We start from the raw sequence: 20,742 nt of genomic DNA on the forward strand, positions 1-20,742 counted from the left end.
ATCGGACCTGAAAGCGGGCGTCAAAATGGCCAACACTGCAACGCGGGTGCGCATCGCACCGTCTCCGACTGGCGAGCCGCATGTCGGCACTGCCTACATCGCGCTGTTCAACTATCTGTTCGCCAAGAAACACGGCGGCGAGTTCATTCTGCGCATCGAAGACACCGACGCGGCCCGCTCGACCCCCGAATTTGAACAGAAGGTGCTCGACGCCCTCAAATGGTGCGGGTTGTCCTGGTCGGAAGGCCCTGATGTCGGCGGTCCCTATGGCCCTTACCGGCAGAGCGAGCGCAAGGACACCTACCGGCCTTATGTCGAAAAAATCGTCGAGAATGGTCACGGTTTCCGCTGCTTTTGCACACCCGAACGGCTCGGCGAAATGCGCGCCGAACAGCGCGCTGCCGGCAAGCCGCCAAAATATGACGGCCGTTGCCTGACGCTGACAGCAGAAGAAGTCACCGCGCGCATGGCTGCCGGTGAGCCATCGGTAGTGCGGATGAAGATCCCCACCGAGGGTTCCTGCAAATTTGTCGACGGCGTCTATGGCGAGGTCGAAATCCCTTGGGACGCCGTCGACATGCAGGTGTTGCTCAAGGCTGATGGCATGCCGACCTACCACATGGCCAATGTGGTCGATGACCATCTGATGAAAATCACCCATGTGGCCCGCGGCGAGGAGTGGCTCTCCTCTGTGCCCAAGCATATCCTGCTTTATCAATATCTCGGCCTCGAGCCGCCGGTGTTCATGCACCTGTCGCTGATGCGCAACGCCGACAAGTCCAAACTCTCCAAGCGCAAGAACCCGACGTCGATTTCCTATTACGACGCACTGGGCTACCTGCCCGAAGCGCTGATGAACTTCCTCGGCCTGTTCTTCATCCAGATCGGCGAGGGCGAAGAGCTTTTGACCATGGATCAGCTCATCGCCAATTTTGATCCCGAAAACCTGTCCAAGGCTGGGGCCATCTTTGACCTTCAGAAGCTTGACTGGCTCAACGGCCGCTGGCTTCGCGAGAGCGTTTCCGAGGAGGATTTCGTTACCCGAGTCCTTGCATGGGCCCAGGGAAATGACCGCTTCCGCGAAGGCATGAAACTGGCGCAGTCGCGCATCACCAAACTGTCAGACCTGCCGGACCTGACCGGGTTCCTGCTCAAGGGCGACCTGGGACTGGTCGCCGACGATTTCTCCAGGATCAAGAAGGTCCCGCTGGAAGAGGTGTTGCGGATCCTGCAGATCGTGCAACCCGATCTCGAAAAAATCTTCGAATGGAACGCCGAGAGCATCGAGGTCGAACTGCGCGCCATTTCCGAGCGCAACGACATCAAGCTGCGCAACCTGCTGGCGCCGATGTTCATTGCCGTATCCGGCTCCTCGCGGTCGCTGCCCCTGTTTGATTCCATGGCGATCCTGGGCCGTTCGGTCGTGCGTCAACGGCTCAAACAGGCCGAAACCGCCGTCAAGGCGGGCGTGGACGCGGCACAAGCAAAAAACGGACAATAACCAATGACCGACAAGACGACCGAAACCGGGCTTTCTTCCGATGTAATCGAGGTGCGCGCACAGAAGCTCGCACGCCTGCGCGAAACCGTTGACGAGGTGTATCCTGCGCATTTTCACCGCACGCTCACAAACGCCGAGCTCGCGGAAAAATATGCTGACATCGAGCCCGACACACTGACCGGCGACATCATCACCGTTGCCGGCCGTGTTTACTCGTCGCGCAATTCCGGCATGTTCATGGACATCCATGACGCCTCCGGAAAAGTCCAGATCTTCAGCCACAAGGACACCACCCCGGAAGAAGCGCGCGCGCTGCTGCCGCTGATCGACATCGGCGACATCATTGGCGTAACCGGCGAAGTGCGGCGCACCAAGCGCGGCGAATTGACCGTCAACGCCCATGAAATCACCATGCTGACCAAGGCGCTGCTACCGATGCCGGAAAAATGGCACGGGCTTTCTGATATCGAATTGCGCTACCGCAAGCGCCACCTCGACATCATGACCAACGAGGAATCCAAGCTTCGCTTCCAGCAGCGCTCGAAGATCGTCTCCGGCATCCGCCGCTTCATGGAAGACGACGGCTTCATGGAAATAGAGACGCCGATGCTGCATTCGGTCTATGGCGGGGCGACAGCCGAGCCGTTCAAGACCCATCACAACACGCTCAAGCTCGACATGTATCTGCGGATCGCCCCGGAATTATATCTCAAGCGCGCGCTGGTCTCGGGACTGACCGACAAGGTATTCGAGGTAAACCGCAATTTCCGCAATGAAGGGGTGTCCACCCGGCACAACCCCGAATTCACCATGCTCGAATGCTACTGGGCCTATGCCGATTACGAGGACATCATGGGTCTCGTCGAACGGCTGTTCGAGAGCCTGGCCATGTCGATCCACGGCACCACAGAGTTCATGTATGGTGAGACCGAGATGTCCTTCAAGGGACCGTTCAAGCGGGTTCCCATGCCTGACGCCGTTAAGGAAGCGACCGGTATCGATTTCCGTTCGATCGCCACCGACGAGGAAGCCCGTGCCGCCTCAAAGGCCGCCGGTTTTGAGATCGAAAATGACTGGACCTGGGGCGAATGCCTGGCGTTCATTTTCGAGGAAAAAGTCGAGGCCACGCTGATCCAGCCGGCGCATGTCACGCATTTCCCCAAGGACATTTCACCCTTTGCCAAGGAAGTGCCGGGCGAGCCGCGACTGGTTGAACGTTTCGAGACCTATTGCAACGCCTGGGAACTGGGCAACGCCTTCTCCGAACTCAACGATCCGGAAGAACAGCGCAAGCGCATGGTCGAACAGCTCGAACAGGCGCACGCCCGTGGCGAACTCGAAAAGCAGCTCGATGACGAGTTTCTCGATGCAATCGACCAGGGCATGCCGCCCGCCGGTGGCCTCGGCATCGGCGTTGACCGTCTGATCATGCTTTTGACAAATGCACCGTCAATTCGCGACGTGATCCTGTTTCCCGCCCGCAAACAGCGTGCCGAATAGCGGGATCTTATAGAAGCCTAGTCTAAAGGTTCTGATTTGGCCGGCTAATGGCCGCCGGCCGATTCCGTCACTTCGGCCGACACGACGAGCTCGGGCTCTTCGTCGACCACATCGCCGGCGCAAGCTTGAACGTGCTCATCGTCCGGAATGCTCATCTCGATCTGCTTCAGGTCGAGATTGATCGCCTCGAGCTCGGTCAGCCGCATGTCGATACGGGGGCCGAAATAATAGCCTGCCCGGGTGGGCAACGTGTTGGCATAGCGCGCTTCCCAGGGTTTGGAGACGGCCAGCGTCTTGGCCGGATTGGGCGCATGCACGATTTCAGCGCCAATTGCTGCGCCGCGCAGTTCGGCCCTTGTAGTCGGGCCGTGCGTATCGGCGACCTGAACGATCACCAGATCCGGCTTCAAAGTGCTGGCCAAATGGCGAGCGACCCTTACGCCGGTACGGACGCGGGCGGCGGGATCGGTATCGGAAGTAGCAATCAACGCAATCAGCCGTTTTTCCTCACCGCGCTTGAAACCTGACTGGTAGATGGTTTTGCAATAGCCACTTTGGTTTTGCGCATAACCGGGAATCAGCCGCGCCGGCGCAAACATCAGCGCAGCCGTTCCCGACGCGCCAAGCACAAGCAGAAACCCGCCCGAAAGCAAGGCAAGCTTTCGCGAGATTCGAAACGCATGAAACAGACGGCGCTTTCCAGCAGCCATTCAAACTACACCCTTTACGCACAACTATGCGCCGGAGTGTATGCGAGCCCGCTTTCGCAATTGTTAATCGTTAAGAACAAGATGGCTGATATTGGTCAATCCGGAGCGGGCATCGTGAAACGACGGTCAATCCCAGCCTCGCGACCCGGAATGGAAAGCTGCATTGGCGAACGAGCGCGCCGGGCAATCACCTTGCCGCGCGCCATTACCAATAGCCGTGTTGCCCGCAGCCGGATCGCCTCGATCGGATTTCCGGCGTCAAGCACCACCAGATCGGCGCGCTTGCCGACCTCGAGACCGTAATCGGCAAGCCCCATGATCGCCGCACTTTGGGTGGTCACCATCTCGTAGCAGCGGCGCATGTCGGCCGGGCTGGTCATCTGCGCCACATGCAGCCCCATGAAGGCGACATCGAGCATGTCGGCAGCACCAAGCGAATACCAGGGATCGAGCACGCAATCCTGTCCGAACCCGACCCTGATCCCGTGCTTGAGCATTTCCGGCACCCGCGTCATGCCGCGGCGTTTGGGATAGCTGTCGTGCCGACCCTGCAGGGTGATGTTGATCAGCGGGTTGGGAATTGCCGCAACTTCCGCCTCGGCGATCAGCGGCAGCAGTTTGGAGACATAATAATTGTCCATCGAATGCATCGAGGTCAGATGCGACCCGGCGACCCGGCCGCCAAGCCCAAGACGCTGAGTTTCATAGGCCAGTTGCTCGATATGGCGTGACATCGGGTCGTCGCTCTCGTCGCAATGCATGTCGACCATCAGCCCGCGCTCAGCCGCCATCTCGCAGAGCTCAGTGACCGATGCCCGGCCGTCGGCCATGGTGCGTTCGAAATGGGGAATACCGCCCACCACATCGACACCCATATCAAGCGCCCGGATGGTGTTTGCCCGCGCCGACGGCGAGCGGTAAAGCCCGTCCTGCGGAAACGCCACCAGTTGCAGATCGATATAATCGGCTACCTGTTTCTTGACCTCGAGCAAGGCCTCGACGGCCAGCAACCGGTCGTCGCAGACATCGACATGGCTACGGATCGCCAGCAGCCCCATCGATGCGGCCCAGTCGCAATAGGCAAGCGCCCGCTCGATCACCGCGTCGTGGGTGAGCAACGGCTTGAGTTCGCCCCACAGCGAGATTCCCTCCAGCAGCGTGCCCGAGGCATTGATCCGAGGTTGCCCGTAAGACAACGTCGCGTCCATGTGAAAATGTGGATCGACAAACGGCGGCGAGACCAGATTGCCGGCGATATCGATGCTCTCCCCTGCCTCGGCGTCGATATTCGCGGCAATTGCCGCGATACGGCCATCCGTGATGGCAATGTCGGCCTGTGCGCCATCGGACAACACGCCGCCCTTGAGGATTGTATCGAAACTCATCTCTCGCCTTTCTGATAGGGAATCATCAACGCCTTAGGATAGGTCGCGCGTCGCGCCACCACTACCAGCGCCACGATCGACAGCACATAGGGCATCATCAGGAATATCTGGTAGGGGATCACCCCGCCGGTGATCTGTTGCAACCGCACCTGATAGGCGTCAAACGCGGCAAACAGGATTGCCCCGATCAGTGCCTTGCCCGGACGCCAAGAGCCGAACACCACCAGCGCGATGGCGATCCAGCCGCGGCCGTTGATCATCTCGAAAAAGAACGAGTTGAACGCGGACATGGTCAGGAACGCCCCGCCGATTGCCATCAGTGCAGAGCCCGCCATCACCGCGCCGACCCGCACCGCGGTCACCGATATCCCCTGCGCTTCCACCGCCGACGGATTTTCGCCCACGGCGCGCACCGCCACGCCCACCGGCGTGCGGTACAACACAAAGGCAACCACAGCGACGCTGAGATAGGCGAGGTAGGTAAGCGGCGTCTGGTTGAAAAGCGCCGGTCCCACCAGCGGAATATCAGAGAGCACCGGAACCGCAAACGGCTGGAATGATTCGATCTTCGGTGGTGAGGTAACTTCCGGCAGCAGTATCCGGTAGGTGAAATAGGTCAGGCTGGTGGCCAGCAGCGTCACCCCGATACCGGTCACGTGCTGCGACAGCCCCAGCGGCACAGTGAGAAACCCGTGCAGCAGCCCGAACATTGCGCCGGTCAGCGCCGCAACCAGCACCCCGGTCCAGAGATCGCCACACATATAGACGGTGAACCAGCCCGAAAAAGCGCCGGCAACCATGATCCCCTCGATGCCGAGATTGAGCACGCCTGCACGCTCGCAGATCAGTTCGCCCATGGTGGCGAAAATCAGCGGCGAAGCGATGCGGATGGCAGCAACCCAGAAGCTGGCGGTAAACAGGATCTCGAAAGCCTCGTTCATGTCACCTCCAGCGCACGCGGTAGCGCATCAGCATGATCGCTGCGACCATTGTCAAAAGCGACGTCGCCACCATCACCTGGGCAATGTAACTGGGCACATTGGCGCTGCGGCTCATAGCGTCGGCACCCACGAAGATGCCCGCCACGAAGATTGCCGCGGCGATCACCCCCAGCGGATTGAGCAGCGCCAGCATCGCCACGACGATGCCGGTGTAGCCATAGCCCGGCGACAGATCGAGCGTCAGGTTTCCTTTCAGCCCCGCCACTTCGGAGAAGCCTGCGAGTGCCGCCAGCCCGCCCGACAACAGCGCCGTCTTGGCGATCACCCGGTTGACTGGAATGCCTGCGAAGCGCGCTGCCTCGGCATTGTGGCCGACGGCGCGCATCTCGTAGCCGAGCACGGTCTTTTTCATGATCACCCAGACCACCGCCGCCGAAGCGATCGCCAGGATAAACCCGAAATGCAGCCGCTTGCCCTGGATCAGCCGTGGCAATTGCGCCTCCGCGATCACCCGCTTGGACTGCGGCCAGCCGAGCCCCATCGGGTCCTTCAACGGCCCCTCGAGCAGCATCGAGACAAACAACAGCGCGATGAAGTTGAGCAGCAGCGTCGTCACCACTTCATCAACGCCAAAACGGGTCTTGAGGATGGCAGGGCCGAGCAACGTCAGCGCGCCGGTCAGCATCGCCGCTACCATGATCAGCGGGATCAGCCCGCCCGACGGGATCGTCACCGCGCCGGTGCCGAGCACCACCGTCATCACCCCGCCAAGATAGAGCTGGGCTTCGGCGCCGATATTCCAGAGCCTGGCGCGAAATGCTACCGCCACCGCCAAGCCGGTAAAGATCAGCGGCGTCGCCCGTGTCAGGGTTTCGACCAGCGCGAATTGCGAACCGGCGGCGCCCTTGAACACAAGATAAAACACCGTGAACGGCGAAGCGCCGGCAATCATCACCAGTACCGAGGAGAAAATCAGCGTCGCCAAGATCGCGCCTGCCGGCCATAAAATCGTCGCCGCAGTAGACCGCGTGCTTCTTGGCTCAAGCCGCATCGCTGGCTCCCTCGTCAAGCCCGTGACCAGCCATCAGCTCACCCAGTTCCATGATCGACAATTCACCCCGCGCCGACGGTTTTGAAAGGCGCCCGCGGTGGATCACCAGGATCCGATCGGACAATGTCTGGATCTCGTCCAGATCCTCGGAGATCAACAGCACCGCCGCCCCCCGGTCGCGCGCCTCAATCAGCCGCGCATGCACATAGGCCACCGCACCGACATCGAGCCCTCGGGTCGGCTGACTGGCAAGGATGATGTCGGGGTTGCCGTCAAGTGCCCGGCCGAGAATGAGTTTCTGCATGTTGCCGCCCGACAGCAGCCGCACAATGGAGTCCGGCGACGGGCATTTGACGTCATAGGCCTTGATGATATCGCTGGCAAAAGCGCTCGCCGCCTTCCAGTCGAGAAAACCCATCCGCGAAAACCGCGGGCTGCGATAGGCTTCCGAAATCACGTTTTCGGCGACGCTCATGTCGCCGATCATTCCGGTGGCGTGGCGGTCTTCCGGAATGCGCCCGAGGCCACGATCCAGCGCCGACCGCGGCGACCATTTGCCGGCACTTTCCCCATGCACAACGATGTCGCCCTCGCGCGCCTCGAGCGTACCGGAGATCAGCGCTGCAAGTGCCGCCTGGCCGTTGCCGGAGATCCCCGCCAGCCCGGTAATTTCACCACCACGCAACTGCATCGACACATTGGCAAGAGCAGCGCCGCCCATGGTTCGGGTGGAAATCCCGCGAAGCTCAAACAGGATGGCGCCGGGAGATGCCGGTCCGACCTGGTTGACCGGCAATTGCCCGCCAACCATCAATTCCGCCAGTTCGCGCCTTGTTGCATCGACGGTCTTGCGTTCCCCGGCGAGTTTGCCGCCACGCAACACCACCACCCGGTCGGAGACCGATTGCACCTCCCCCAGCTTGTGGGAAATGAAGATCACCGACAGCCCCGCTGCCACCAGCTTTTTCAAAGTAACAAACAGCGCCTCTGTTTCCATCGGCGTCAGCACGGCCGTCGGCTCATCAAGGATGAGAATGCGTGCCTGCCGGTAAAGTGCTTTGAGAATTTCGACCCGCTGCCGTTCACCCACCGACAGATCCGCGATCATCCGATTCGGCTCGACCTCAAGCCCATAATCACTTGCGAGCGCGCGGATCCTGTCGCGCGCCGCAGCCGTGCCGAGATTGAACGACCACAGCGACCGGGTGCCGAGAACGATGTTTTCAAGCACGGTCATCTGGTCGGCCAGGGTAAAGTGCTGGTGCACCATGCCGATGCCCGCCGCCAGCGCCGCGTTCGGATCGCCAGGTGCCAGCGCTTCGCCAAATGCTTCGATTTGTCCCTCATCGGCCGTGTAGTGGCCGAACAGGATGTTCATCAGGGTTGTTTTTCCGGCACCGTTTTCGCCAAGCAGAGCCACCACCTCGCCGCGCCTGAGCGACAGCGAGATGGCGTCGTTGGCCACAAGGGCTCCGAACCTCTTGGTGATGCCCGAGAGACGGAGAACGATCTCCGCCTCCGGGCTGTCAGCCGCGTTCATCAGTTGGACTTGGGCTCTTCGTCATTAATCGCGACTTCAAACGTGCCGGCACGGATCGCCGCCTCGCGCTCGGCCACGAGCTTCATCGCCTCTTCCTGTACCTTTCCTTCAAAGGTACCCAGCGGCGCCAGCGAACAGCCGTCTTCCTTCATGAAGGAATAGACGCCGTAGTTCTCCGCCTTGAAGGAACCCGCCTTGACCATCGCGATCGCATGATCGAGCGTCGGTTCGAAATGCCACAGCGCCGAGGCCGCCACCGTGTCGGGATAATCCGACTGGGTGTCGATCACGTTGCCGATTGCCAGCACTCCCTTTTCCTTGGCCGCATCGGAGACGCCGAAGCGCTCGGCATAGAGAATATCGGCGCCACCATCGATCTGCGCAAAAGCAGTTTCCTTGGCTTTCGGCGGATCGAACCAGGAGCCGATAAAGGCGACCTGGAACTTGGCGTCAGGGGCGGTTTCCTTAACGCCTGCCATGAAGGCGTGCATCAACCGGTTGACCTCGGGGATCGGGAAGCCGCCAACCATGCCGATATTGTTGTTCTTGGTCATGGCACCGGCGATGATGCCGGAGAGGTAGGAGGCATCCTGGATGTAGTTGTCGAACACTGCGAAGTTAGGCGCGTCATCCTTGGGCATGAAGCTCGAGCCCATCAGGAAAGCGGTTTCCGGATAATCGCGCGCTACCTGACGGGCAGCGTCCTCGACGCCAAACACTTCGCCGATGATCAGGTCGTGCCCGGCTTCTGCATATTCGCGCATGACGCGTTCATAATCATTGTTGGACGTGTTTTCCGAAAACACATATTCGATGTCGCCGCGCTCCACCGCCGCGTTTGCGGCCTTGTGAATCCGGCTAACCCACTGCTGCTCGACCGGAACGGTGTAGATCGCCGCCACCTTGATCGGGCCATCGGCGCGCGCCCGTCCGATCATGCCGGGCAGCGTCAGGAGCGCCGCACCCGCGGCTGCACCAGCCAGCAAATGGCGGCGTTTGAGAGAAAGGGGGCGGCTTGTAGAAGGAATTCTGGTCATGGCTGACGCTCCTGTTGAACATTGATCTAAGCTGAACCCGTCTTTATTTTTGACCAAAAGATAAAACGTGTGCGCGGCATTGGCAACTGCTGTTGGAACGACTTTGGGAAATATCGGGCCGGGCCGGTTGAAGCCGTTGGCTACACTGCCCCGCCGGGAAAAATCGTCTGGCCAGTTGGGGCTTTGCAAGCACGCCAGTGACGGCTTTGGCTTGCACATTTCGACCGATCAGGCAAAACAAAGACAGTTCTTGAAGACGCACAGCCAATCCGTTCCGCCTTGTTCAGGCAGGCCAGTCGCACTTACAAAAGGGACATGACCGACATGACCACACGAGACCACCGCACTTTGATGGCGCTCAATTGCGGCTCCTCCTCGATCAAGTTTGCGCTGTTTACGCCGGACCGACAGCGACTGTTCTCCGGGAGCGTCAACGCAATCGGCAATGGCCAGACACCAAGGCTAAGACTGGATGGCAACGAGGCGAAACAATTCGGGGACACGTCGGAAGGCCATGCCACGTTGCTGCCGCGGCTGATCAGCGAGATCATTCAGCCGCGCGCCGGCGCCATTGACGGCGTCGGCCATCGGGTGGTTCACGGCGGTGAACGGTTCAGCGCCCCGGTGCTTGTCGATCCGGAGGTCCGTGCGGCAATCGCCGCGTTGATACCGCTGGCGCGAAGTCACCAGCCACATAATCTGGCCGGCATCGACGCAGCGATTGCCGCACTGCCGGGCATCCCTCAGGTTGCCTGTTTCGACACCGCGTTTCACGTCGACGTGCCCATCGTTCGCCGCGAAATGGCCCTGCCCCGCAGCTATGCCCGGGAAGGTTTGCTGCGCTACGGTTTTCACGGCTTGGCCTACGAACATGTCGCGGCCACCCTGCGCCGTCTTGGGCTGGCGGACAGCCGGGTAATCGCCTGTCATCTCGGCAACGGCTCCTCGATCTGCGCCATGATCAACGGCAAGAGCGCCTGGACCTCGATGGGCTTCACACCGCTTGATGGGCTGATGATGGGCCAGCGCCCGGGACGGCTCGATCCCGGCGCCGTGCTGTGGCTGCTTGAGCGCCACAAGGGCGACGCGGCGACGGTGAGCGACTTGTTCTACCACCAGAGCGGCCTTGTCGGCGTATCGGGCGTTTCAAACGACATGCGGCTATTGCTGGCCAGCACCGAGGCCGATGCCGGCTTCGCCGTCGAGATGTATGTCGACCGCCTGGTTCAGGAAATCGGCGCGGCGATGACCAGCATCGGTGGCTGCGATGCCTTGGTATTTTCCGGCGGCATCGGCGAGAATGCGGCCCCGGTCCGGGCAAGAGTGCTTGAGAAACTGCAATGGCTCGGCTTCGCACTTGCAGCCGATGCCAACACATCGACAGCGGAGCGGCTGACCAGTCCCGACAGCGCTCGCCACGCCTTCATCGTCAAGGCCGACGAGGAACTGGTGATCGTCAACGCGGTCTCAGCCCTGCTGGACAGCCGATAAATCTTCGCCCTGACCTAGCGCGAAACGCACAATGACACTGCGGCCCCGCGCCTAATTTGCTGCTTCGGCATCGACAGGATCAGCCGAGTCTGCGCCCTCGTCCTGCGGATCACGTTTGACCCGGAACACCGCCAGATAGAGCGCCGGGGCGAAAAACAGCGTGATCACGGTACCGGCAATGATGCCGCCCATCATCGCATAGGCCATTGGTCCCCAGAAAATCTGCCGCGAGATCGGGATCAGCGCCAGGCTCGCCGCCGCCGCCGTCAGCAGGATCGGGCGCGAACGCGCGTCGGAAGCTTCAAACACCGCATCCCATGCCGAACGCCCCTTGCGACGCAGCACTTCGACCTCGTCGATCAGGATGATCGAGTTGCGGATCAGGATGCCGATCAGCGCCAGCACCCCGAGGATCGCCACAAAACCCAGCGGCGCGCCGGACGGCACCAGGGCCGCAACCACGCCGATCAATCCCAGCGGCGCCACGCACAGAACCACGAAGGCAAGCCTGAAGCTCTGCATCTGGATCATGATCAGGGTCAACATGATCAGCACCATCAGCGGCACAACGGCGACAATCGGTGCCTGGCTCTTAGCACTTTCGGCCACCGACCCGCCGACTTCGACATGATAGCCGGTGGGCAGCGTGTTGTTGAATTCAGCAATCTGGTCCGCCAGCGCGGTGACGATGGTTGCCGGCTGATCCTTGGTCGAAATCGCCGCCTTGACGGTGATGGTCGGCATCCGGCCACGCTGATGGATGACCGGCGGCTCGGTGTCATAGCTGAAACTGGCAACCGATCTCAGCGGGATCGTCGTTGTCGAGCCGTTGGCAGCCAGTTGCAGCCCGGCCAGCGCCTCCACCGATTGCCGCGAGGCCATGTCACCACGCGCGACGATATCCACCAGATAGGCAGCATCGCGAAGCTCGGTGACCTTGGTGCCATCATAGATTCCGTTCAGCGCGGCAGCGATGTCCCGCTGGGTGATGCCAAGCTGGCGCGCCTTGTCCTGAAGGATCTCGACCCGAACCACGCGTGTCGGCTCGTTCCAGTCCATGACGATGCCCGACAAACGCGGATCGGACGCCACCAGCGCCGTCAGACCGCGCGCCTGGTCACGCACCTTCTCGATATCCGGTCCGGAGATCCGGTACTGCACTGGTCGGCCGACCGGCGGCCCGATTTCCAGCAGTTTGATGAAGATATCGGTGCCGGGAAACTCGTTGGCAGCAACCTCGCCCAATTCGACACGCAAGGCATCGCGGGCTTCCACCGACGGGGTCTGGATGACGAGTTGCCCCATATTGGGGCCAGGTGTCGGCACGTCATAGGCCAGCAGGAACCGCGGCGCGCCGCGCCCCACATAGGATGACCAGAACAACACCTTGTCGTTGTTCTCGAGCCGGCTTTCCATGCGGGTCATTTCTGCTGCAGTCGCCGAGATCGACGCATTTTGCGGCAGGGTAAAATCCAGAATCAGCTCGGGCCGGTCGGAATTGGGAAAGAACTGTTGTTCGACAAACCGCATCCCGAAGACCGACAGCCCGAAGACGCCGATGGTCAAGCCGATCGTCAGCCAGCGATGGTTCATGCTGGTGTTCAGCATCCGGTGAAACACGCGCCGCATACGGCCGGGTTCGCCAGTGTGATGTTTCATCTTGGCCGGCAGGAACGTCACCCCAAGGAGCGGCGCAAACAGCACCGCAACGATCCATGAAACCACCAGCGCGACGGCAATGACGACGAACAGTGAAAACGTGAACTCGCCCGCCGCCGAGGAATTGAGCCCGATCGGAATGAACCCGGCCACCGTGACCAGCGTCCCGGTGAGCATCGGAAAGGCAATCGACGTCCAGGCATAGGAGGCCGATTTGAACAGCGTCTCGCCTTTTTCAAGCCGCGAGATCATCGTTTCGATCGCGATCATCGCGTCATCGACCAGCAGACCCAGCGCAATGATCAACGCCCCCAGCGATATCCGCTGCAGCGTCAGGCCTGCATAGTCCATGACCACAAAGGTAATTGCCAGCACCAGCGGGATCGTCAGCGCGACGACAAGCCCCGCGCGCATCCCCAGCGAGATGAAACTGACGGCAAGCACGATCAGCACCGCTTCCAGCAGCGCCTGCAGGAAGTGACCGACGGCGTCATCGACCACAGTCGGCTGGTCGGCAACCAGATGAATGTCGATGCCGACCGGCAATTGCGACACGGCCTTGGCGATCACCTCTTCGAGCTCCGCGCCAAAATCGATGATGTTGGCGCCGCGCTTCATCCCGACCGCAAGCCCGATGGCGTCTTGCCCCTTGTAGCGGAACAGCGTCGACGGTGGATCGGCGTAGGCGCGGCGGATATCGGCGACATCGGTCAACCGGAAGAACCGGTCGCCGACGCGAAGATTGATATCCTCGAGGCTTTGCGCCCCGGAAAACTGACCCCCGATCCGCACCAGCACCTGCTCCGGCCCGGTGTCGATTACGCCCGACGGCAAAATCGCATTCTGGGCGGCGAGCGTATCCAGCACCGCCTGCTGATTGAGCCCCATCGAGGCGAGCCGGTCGGTCGAGAATTCGAGATAGAGAACCTCATCGCGGGTGCCGAACAGTTCAACTTTTCCCGCATCCGGCAGCGCCTGCACGGCACGACGGACGTTTTCCACATGGTCACGGACCTCGCGCGACGAAAACCCGTCGGAGGTGAAGGCATAAAGATTGCCGAACACATCACCGAAACTGTCGTTGAACTGAAAGCCGGCAAACTCCGCCGGAAATTCCGGGCGAATATCGGCCATCATGTTGCGAACACGCTGCCAGATCCGCGACAGGTCGTCGCCGCGGGTTGTCGGCAGCAATTCCAGATAGACGATGCTCAGACCCGGTCGGGTGACTGATCGGGTGAAATCCAGTTCGTCGAGGTCCTCGAGTTTCTTTTCGATCCGGTCGGTGATCTGCGTCAGCGTTTCCCGTGTATCCGCGCCGGGAAGAGCGGCGGTGATGATCATCGTCTTGATGTCGAAGTTCGGGTCTTCCTCGCGCCCGATCGAGACATAGGAAATCACGCCGGCAACCAACGAAACGATCATCAGGAACCAGACCAGCGAACGGTGATTAAGCGCCCAGTCGGAGAGATTGAATTTGTTCATTCGGTTTCACGCGGGCCGACGACTTGCCCTTCCTTGAGTGAATGAATTCCCTTGATGACCACTTCATTGCCTGCCGTCAGTCCGGAGGAAACAATCGCGAAGTCACCACTGGTGACACCGAGTTCGACCTGACGCAGGGCAATGGTGTCATCGGTCCGATCAACCACCCACACGGCAGGCGGCTCGAGCAGCGCCGAAACCGGAACGACAATGTCCTGATGTTCGCCACCGGATGGTGTCACCTTCACCAGCGAACCAAGCCGGAACGCCGGCGGTGCGGATTCGAGTGTCAGGTGCAGGCGGTGCGTCCGGGTGGCGCGCTCGGCCACCGGATCGATCCGCGCCAGCACGGCGTGTGCCGTCAATTCGTCATCGGCGAGCAGGCGCGCCGTGAAGCGATCGCCGACAGCACGCACGACAGCCGAATCCTCGGACACGTCAATGATGATCTCCCGTTCGCCGATAGCGGCAAGCCGCAGGATTGCCTGCCCTGCCGACAAGGTCGCCCCCGCTTCAGCCAGCGTCTCGGTAACGACACCGTCAAACGGTGCGGTCAAGGTTGCCAGATCGCGGATATCGGCGGCCCGCGCCCGTGAAGCCAGCGCCTGCTCCAGTCGGGCCTGTGCGGAAACCAGCGCGCGTTCGCTGTCCTCCAGCCGGGTGGCGCTGCCGGCCCCGCGCGCCAGCAGTTCCCTGGCCCGGTCACGTGCATCAGTGGCCGAGCGAAGTTGCGCCCGCGCCACCGTCACGCCGGCCTCGGCGGTGCGCAAATCTGCATCGAAATCTTCGGTGCTTAGCTGCGCCAGCAGATCGCCTTTCTTGACGATGTCTCCAATTCCGGCCGGGCGCGCAGCAACCGTGCCGATGATCGGAAAGCCCAACGCCGTCTCCGTGCGGGCGACAACAACTCCGGTAAAACTTTGCAACAGGTTGGCCTGTTGGTCGACAATGATGGATACCACCGGGCGCGCCGGCTCGGCGGCCTGTGCCTGAAAAGCCAGACTGAACGTCAGGCCAAGCGCGAGGCCTAAAGCCAGCGGCCTCATTGCTCCACCTCCACACGCCGCACAACCCGGCCGGGATAGAGAAGTTGCGCGCCTTTGGCGACCACCCAGTCGCCCTCGGCAACACCCGCGTCCAGATAGACCTTGTCGGTGCTGTAGCGGTCGATGGTCACCGGACGGAGCGACACTTTCATGGTTTCGCGTTCAACGATCCAGACCGCTGGCCCCTCTGCTGATGCGCTGATAACGGTGTAGGGCAGACCGATCTGCATGCCTTCATCGCGGGTCGCGGTGCCACGCACCGGGTCGCCGAAAGCCAGATCTTCAGGCGGGTTCAGCACAGCGACTTTGGCTGTCACCGTGCCGGTGGCCGGATCCACCAGGGGAGAAATTTCGGTCACGCGGCCCTCAAACTGTTGGTCGGGAAACGACAATCGCGACAGAAGAATGCCCGGGGCCGGCTTCTTTCCGATCAGCATGACTTCCGGAATATTGAAAACCGCCTCGAAACCGCTATCGAGCGCCAGTTCCATCGCCGGCTGCGCGGCGCCGATAATCTGGCCGGGCTCGATCATCCGCTGGATCACCGTGGAATCGGAATTCGCCCTGAGCGTCGTATCGGCAAGCGCCTTGATGGCGCGATCGCGTTCGGCTTCGGCCTGCTCGAGCACGCCCTCGGCGGCGCGCAGAGCGTCCTCCTTGGCGTCGCGCTCGGCACGGGTTGTGGTGCCGCTGGCAAGCAGCGTATTGGCGCGATCGAGGTCCTCTATTGCCTGGCGATGGTCGGCACGCGCCGTGGTCAATCCGGCTTCGGCAGTCCGTATCGCAAGCTCCTGCTGGATCGAATCCAGCCGAGCCAGCGGGGCGTCCTGCTTGACCTTGGCACCGACTTCCGCCAGCACCTCGATCACCCGCCCGCCCACGGGAAAAGACGCCATCAGCGATTCACGGGCGCGAATTTCACCGGTCTGGCTGAAACTGCGCAGTTCCAGGGTTTGGCTGGCTTCGACGATCTCGACGGCCAGCGGCTGTTCGCCCTGTGCGGGAACACTTCCCAACACGGCTACAGCAGCGGCCCATGCGATGACTATAGATCTCAAAGCGGCAATCCGTACCTGTTTGCGAGGGGAGCAACGCATACACTGTTGCCCTTCATGACGCCAGACCCGGAGACAGCGCGCGACGCGCCGTTTCGCGCACTTGATAGGCGCGGGCATCACACCTCAACAAGATCCCGGGCATCGCGCTGAAGAAACGATTGTCGCTGGCTCGAAGTTGACAAGCTGCATCAGATTCATGCCCTGTGCTATCGAGGACATTCCATCGACTGCCGAGGCTGCCAAACTGAAAACATTCGCTCCCAAACTGATCATCTTCGACTGCGACGGCGTTCTGGTGGACAGCGAAGTCATCAGCGCCAACGTGCTAATTGACGCGCTGGCAAGCATCGGCGTGGTGGTCGATTTCGCACATGTTCAGGCCCATTTCCTCGGCCGCAGCTGGGTCACGGTTGCCGCCGAAATCCGCAGCACCCACGGCTATTTGCCGGGGAATGATTTTGAAGAAATGTACCGCAGCGAATTGCTCAAGCGGTTTGAACGTGAGCTAGTGCCCACCCAAGGGGTCGTGACGCTTCTGCAGGCTTTGACAGTCGGCGCCTGCGTGGCAACCAGCAGCACGCCGAAGCGGGTGAACCGGTCACTGGAACTGACCGGCCTTTCGGAGTTTTTCGGCGCGGACGTGTTTACCGCCTCCGAGGTCGAGCGCGGCAAGCCGGCGCCAGATCTGTTTTTACACACGGCCAGCCGCATGCAGGTTGCCCCCTCGCAATGTCTGGTGATCGAGGATTCGGTGCCCGGCATTCAGGCCGCCATCAATGCAGGCATGCCGGTGGTCCGCTTTACCGGCGGAAGCCATCTTCAGGGCCTCAGCGACAATGTGCTGACTATGGACGGGCAGGTAAGGTGTTTTGACAAATGGCAGCATTTCTCCGAAATGGTGCCGCATGCTACCAGCAGAACCAACAGGTAATTGAAATTATGAGCAGTGCAGGCGATCAGGAAACCAGCCGTTTGGACGACGCCGCCCGCGCCGGCTGGCTCTATTATGTTGCCGGCAATACTCAGGACGAAATCGCCCGAAAACTGGGCGTCTCGCGACAAACCGCCCAGCGTCTGGTGTCGCTCGCGGTCAGCGAGAAGCTCGTCAAGGTGCGGCTTGATCATCCGATCGCCAGTTGCATGGAACTGGCGCGTGGCCTGAGCGAGAAATTCGGACTTGCCACCTGCGAGGTCGCGCCGACCGACCCGGACGCGCCGGCAGCCTTGACCGGAATTGCCCAGATTGCGGCCGGCGAGATTGAACGCATCCTCAAATCAGATCACCCCAAGATCATCGCGCTTGGCACCGGCCGCGCCTTGCGTGCCTGTGTGGAACAACTGCCCAAGATGGATTGTCCGCAGCATCGGATCGTCTCGCTGCTTGGCAACATGATGTCGGATGGCGCAGCCACGCCCTACAACGTCGTCATCCGCATGGCTGACCGCGTCAACGCCCGCCATTACCCGATGCCGTTGCCGGTGTTTGCCCGCTCGGTTGAGGAAAAACAGCTACTGCAGCAGCAGGAAGCGGTGCACAACATCCTCGAACTGGCACGCCAGGCAGACGTTACCTATGTCGGTATCGGCAATATCGGCGACCAGGCACCACTGATGATCGATGGCTTTGTCAGCCGTGAGGAAATGCGGGCACTGCTCAAGGCGGGAGGCGTCGGTGAAATCACCTCCTGGGTATTTGATCGCGAAGGCCGGTTGATTGACGGCCTGACCAATGACCGGGTGGCCAGCGCTCTGCTGGAAGCAGCGCCCTCCAAGCCGGTCATCGCCATTGCGGTCGGTGCATTGAAGGTCGACGCGATCATGGCTGCTTTGCGCGGCAAACTGATCAATGGGCTCATAACCGATGAAGCCACGGCGGAAAGCCTGCTGAACTTCTAGGCAAATCCGAGTTTTTTTTAAGCCTCTGACATTGTTGCTTTCTTTCCAAAATTTGCGGCGCACCACGCAGGTGCAGCATCGATTTTGCTTGACTCTAGGGCATTATTGACTGAATATTTGCCCGTCTAATTGGCATTTGCCCACGCCGGGCATTGGGAGGAATTTATGAAGAGATTTGCAAACGTGCTTTTGTGCGCGTCGGCGCTGTCGATGCTCGGCACGGCGACGATGGCCGAAAAGCTGACGATCGCCATGGTCAACAATGGCGACATGATCCGCATGCAGAAACTGTCCGACGATTTCACGGCAAAGAACCCGGACATCGAACTGGACTGGGTAACGCTGGAAGAAAACATCCTGCGTCAGCGTGTCACCACCGACATCGCCACCAAGGGCGGCCAGTATGATGTCATGACCATCGGCACTTACGAAGTGCCGATCTGGGGCAAGCAGGGTTGGCTGGTTTCACTCAACGATCTGCCCGCATCCTACGATATTGACGATCTTCTGCCTGCGATCCGCGGCGGCCTGACCGTCGACGGTGAACTGTACGCAGCCCCCTTCTACGGTGAATCATCAATGGTGATGTACCGCACCGACCTGATGGAAAAGGCCGGCATGGAAATGCCGGATGCGCCGACCTGGACGTTCATCCGCGAAGCCGCGGCCGCCATGACCGACAAGGACGCCGGCATTTACGGCATCTGCCTGCGCGGCAAGGCCGGCTGGGGCGAGAACATGGCCTTCCTGACAGCCACCGCCAACTCGTTCGGCGCCAAGTGGTTTGACATGGACTGGAAAGCCCAGTTCGACAGCCCCGAGTGGAAGGAAGCCCTGACGTTCTACATCGAGATGATGAATGAATCAGGACCTCCGGGAGCCGCCAACAACGGTTTCAACGAAAACCTCTCGCTGTTCCAGACCGGCAAGTGCGGCATGTGGATCGACGCCACCGTGGCGGCTTCCTTTGTCACCAATCCGACGGATTCCCAGGTTGCCGACAAGGTCGGTTTCGCTCTCGCTCCCGACAATGGTCTGGGCAAGCGCGGCAACTGGCTCTGGGCATGGTCGCTGGGCATTCCGGCAGGAACCCAGAAGGCAGAATCGGCGAAGAAGTTCGTCGAATGGGCCACTTCGAAAGAGTATCTGGCGCTGGTAGCTGAGAAGGAAGGCTGGGCCAACGTACCTCCGGGCACGCGGACCTCGCTCTATGAGAACCCTGAATATGCCAAGGTTCCGTTTGCGAAGATGACGCTCGACAGCATCAACGCTGCCGATCCGCAAAACCCGACGGTCGACAAGGTGCCTTATGTCGGCGTTCAGTTTGTCGCCATTCCCGAGTTTCAGGGAATCGCAACGGCTGTTGGCCAGCAGTTCTCTGCAGCCCTTGCCGGAACGACATCGATTGACGACGCACTGTCCAATGCGCAGGCCCTGACCACGCGCGAAATGCAAAAGGCCGGTTACCCCAAGTAGGGTCTCCGACCAGATCGGGAGCCGGAACCTTCCGGCCGGCTCCCGTTTTTTACTCTCGACCTGTCCCCGACCTGTCAAGGAACCGAGCCATGGCGACCGCCCACTCACGCAGTGCAGCACGCTTGATGATGTCCCCCGCAGTGATTTTGCTGCTGGGCTGGATGATCATCCCGCTGTCCATGACGATCTACTTCTCGTTCCTGCGCTACAATCTGCTATCGCCCGGCACCGAAGCCTGGGCCGGGTTTGACAACTACCGCTATTTTCTGACCGACCCCGCCTTCTTCGATGCGATGGCCAACACCTTCATTCTGGTGCTTGGCGTGTTGTTGATCACTGTTGTCGGCGGCATCTTGCTGGGACTGCTGCTGGATCAGCCATTCTTCGGCCAGGGCATCGTCCGGATCCTTGTGATCGCCCCCTTCTTTGTCATGCCGACCGTGTCCGCACTTGTGTGGAAGAACATGTTCATGAACCCGGTCAACGGCCTGTTCGCCTATATGGCGACCGCCGTCGGGCTCGAACCGTTTGACTTCCTCAGTCACGCGCCGCTGGCCTCGATCATCCTGATCGTATCCTGGCAATGGTTGCCGTTTGCGACCCTGATCCTGCTCACCGCCTTGCAGTCGCTGGACCAGGAACAGCTCGAAGCTGCCGAAATGGATGGCGCCGGGCCCGTCAACCGCTTCACCTTCATCATGCTGCCGCATCTGGGCCGGGCGATCACCGTTGTGATCCTGATCCAGACCATTTTTCTGCTCTCGATCTTCGCCGAAATTCTGGTCACCACCAATGGCGGACCGGGCACGGCGACCACCAACCTGACCTACCTCGTCTATGTGCAATCACTATTGCAGTTCGACGTGGGCGGCGGTTCCGCCGGCGGCATCGTTGCTGTCATTCTCGCCAATATTGTTGCGATCTTCCTGATGCGGATGATCGGCAAGAACCTGGACGCTTGAGACC

The 20,742-nt window shown here is 60.7% G+C and carries 16 protein-coding genes; 7 read left to right on the forward strand and 9 right to left on the reverse strand.

The window, feature by feature from the left end:
- Positions 1–25: 25 nt before the first annotated feature.
- Positions 26–1,501, forward strand: a complete 1,476-nt coding sequence (gene gltX / locus ACK6D9_RS21125; RefSeq protein ID WP_412049989.1) for a glutamate--tRNA ligase — start codon at positions 26–28, stop codon at positions 1,499–1,501.
- A 3-nt stretch (positions 1,502–1,504) separates the two neighbouring features.
- Complete coding sequence (lysS, locus tag ACK6D9_RS21130) at positions 1,505–3,001, forward strand: lysine--tRNA ligase (protein ID WP_412049990.1); 1,497 nt, start codon at positions 1,505–1,507, stop codon at positions 2,999–3,001.
- Between the two features lie 44 nt (positions 3,002–3,045).
- Here lysS and ACK6D9_RS21135 read toward each other — a convergent pair whose 3' ends face one another.
- From ACK6D9_RS21135 to ACK6D9_RS21160, 6 genes are all read right to left on the reverse strand, one after another.
- Positions 3,046–3,711 (reverse strand): hypothetical protein, encoded by a 666-nt coding sequence (locus tag ACK6D9_RS21135; RefSeq protein ID WP_412049991.1) that lies wholly within the window; start codon positions 3,709–3,711, stop codon positions 3,046–3,048.
- Between the two features lie 95 nt (positions 3,712–3,806).
- The gene (locus tag ACK6D9_RS21140; protein WP_412049992.1) at positions 3,807–5,096 is read right to left on the reverse strand and encodes an amidohydrolase family protein; all 1,290 of its coding nucleotides are present in this window, start codon (positions 5,094–5,096) and stop codon (positions 3,807–3,809) included.
- Positions 5,093–6,037: an ABC transporter permease gene (locus ACK6D9_RS21145; RefSeq protein WP_412049993.1), complete on the reverse strand. Its 945-nt coding sequence runs from the start codon at positions 6,035–6,037 to the stop codon at positions 5,093–5,095. Before ACK6D9_RS21145 ends, ACK6D9_RS21140 begins: the two co-directional genes overlap by 4 nt.
- A 1-nt stretch (position 6,038) precedes the next feature.
- Entirely contained in the window at positions 6,039–7,088 is a 1,050-nt protein-coding gene (locus ACK6D9_RS21150; RefSeq protein ID WP_412049994.1) for an ABC transporter permease, read from the reverse strand.
- Complete coding sequence (locus tag ACK6D9_RS21155; protein WP_412049995.1) at positions 7,078–8,628, reverse strand: ABC transporter ATP-binding protein; 1,551 nt, start codon at positions 8,626–8,628, stop codon at positions 7,078–7,080. The genes ACK6D9_RS21150 and ACK6D9_RS21155 overlap by 11 nt, the downstream gene beginning before the upstream one ends.
- Positions 8,628–9,665 carry a BMP family protein gene (locus ACK6D9_RS21160; RefSeq protein WP_412049996.1) on the reverse strand — a complete coding sequence of 346 codons (1,038 nt, stop codon included), beginning with the start codon at positions 9,663–9,665 and terminating at the stop codon, positions 8,628–8,630. The genes ACK6D9_RS21155 and ACK6D9_RS21160 overlap by 1 nt, the downstream gene beginning before the upstream one ends.
- Before the next feature lie 315 nt (positions 9,666–9,980).
- Between ACK6D9_RS21160 and ACK6D9_RS21165 the strand changes: the two genes are divergently transcribed.
- Entirely contained in the window at positions 9,981–11,156 is a 1,176-nt protein-coding gene (locus ACK6D9_RS21165; protein ID WP_412049997.1) for an acetate/propionate family kinase, read from the forward strand.
- Between the two features lie 51 nt (positions 11,157–11,207).
- On the opposite strand, the gene ACK6D9_RS21170 is transcribed toward ACK6D9_RS21165, so the two are convergent.
- Genes ACK6D9_RS21170 through ACK6D9_RS21180 form a run of 3 tightly spaced genes read right to left on the reverse strand, consistent with a single transcriptional unit; the run spans position 11,208 to position 16,404 of the window.
- The gene (locus ACK6D9_RS21170) at positions 11,208–14,300 is read right to left on the reverse strand and encodes an efflux RND transporter permease subunit (RefSeq protein WP_412049998.1); all 3,093 of its coding nucleotides are present in this window, start codon (positions 14,298–14,300) and stop codon (positions 11,208–11,210) included.
- Positions 14,297–15,346 (reverse strand): efflux RND transporter periplasmic adaptor subunit, encoded by a 1,050-nt coding sequence (locus ACK6D9_RS21175; protein ID WP_412049999.1) that lies wholly within the window; start codon positions 15,344–15,346, stop codon positions 14,297–14,299. Before ACK6D9_RS21175 ends, ACK6D9_RS21170 begins: the two co-directional genes overlap by 4 nt.
- A complete protein-coding gene (locus ACK6D9_RS21180) occupies positions 15,343–16,404 on the reverse strand; it encodes an efflux RND transporter periplasmic adaptor subunit (protein WP_412050000.1) in 1,062 nt (353 codons plus the stop codon). The genes ACK6D9_RS21175 and ACK6D9_RS21180 overlap by 4 nt, the downstream gene beginning before the upstream one ends.
- Positions 16,405–16,600: 196 nt before the next feature.
- On the opposite strand from ACK6D9_RS21180, the gene ACK6D9_RS21185 reads away from it, so the two are divergent.
- From ACK6D9_RS21185 to ACK6D9_RS21200, 4 genes are all read left to right on the forward strand, one after another.
- A complete protein-coding gene (locus tag ACK6D9_RS21185; RefSeq protein WP_412050001.1) occupies positions 16,601–17,335 on the forward strand; it encodes an HAD family hydrolase in 735 nt (244 codons plus the stop codon).
- Between the two features lie 8 nt (positions 17,336–17,343).
- Positions 17,344–18,300, forward strand: coding sequence for a sugar-binding transcriptional regulator (locus tag ACK6D9_RS21190; protein WP_412050002.1), 957 nt, complete (start codon positions 17,344–17,346; stop codon positions 18,298–18,300).
- A gap of 210 nt (positions 18,301–18,510) precedes the next feature.
- Entirely contained in the window at positions 18,511–19,776 is a 1,266-nt protein-coding gene (locus ACK6D9_RS21195) for an ABC transporter substrate-binding protein (protein WP_412051873.1), read from the forward strand.
- An 89-nt stretch (positions 19,777–19,865) separates the two neighbouring features.
- Entirely contained in the window at positions 19,866–20,738 is an 873-nt protein-coding gene (locus tag ACK6D9_RS21200) for a carbohydrate ABC transporter permease (protein ID WP_267654010.1), read from the forward strand.
- The last annotated feature ends 4 nt before the right edge of the window (positions 20,739–20,742 follow it).

Source organism: Hoeflea sp. Naph1 (assembly GCF_046837775.1).
Classification (GTDB): domain Bacteria; phylum Pseudomonadota; class Alphaproteobacteria; order Rhizobiales; family Rhizobiaceae; genus Hoeflea.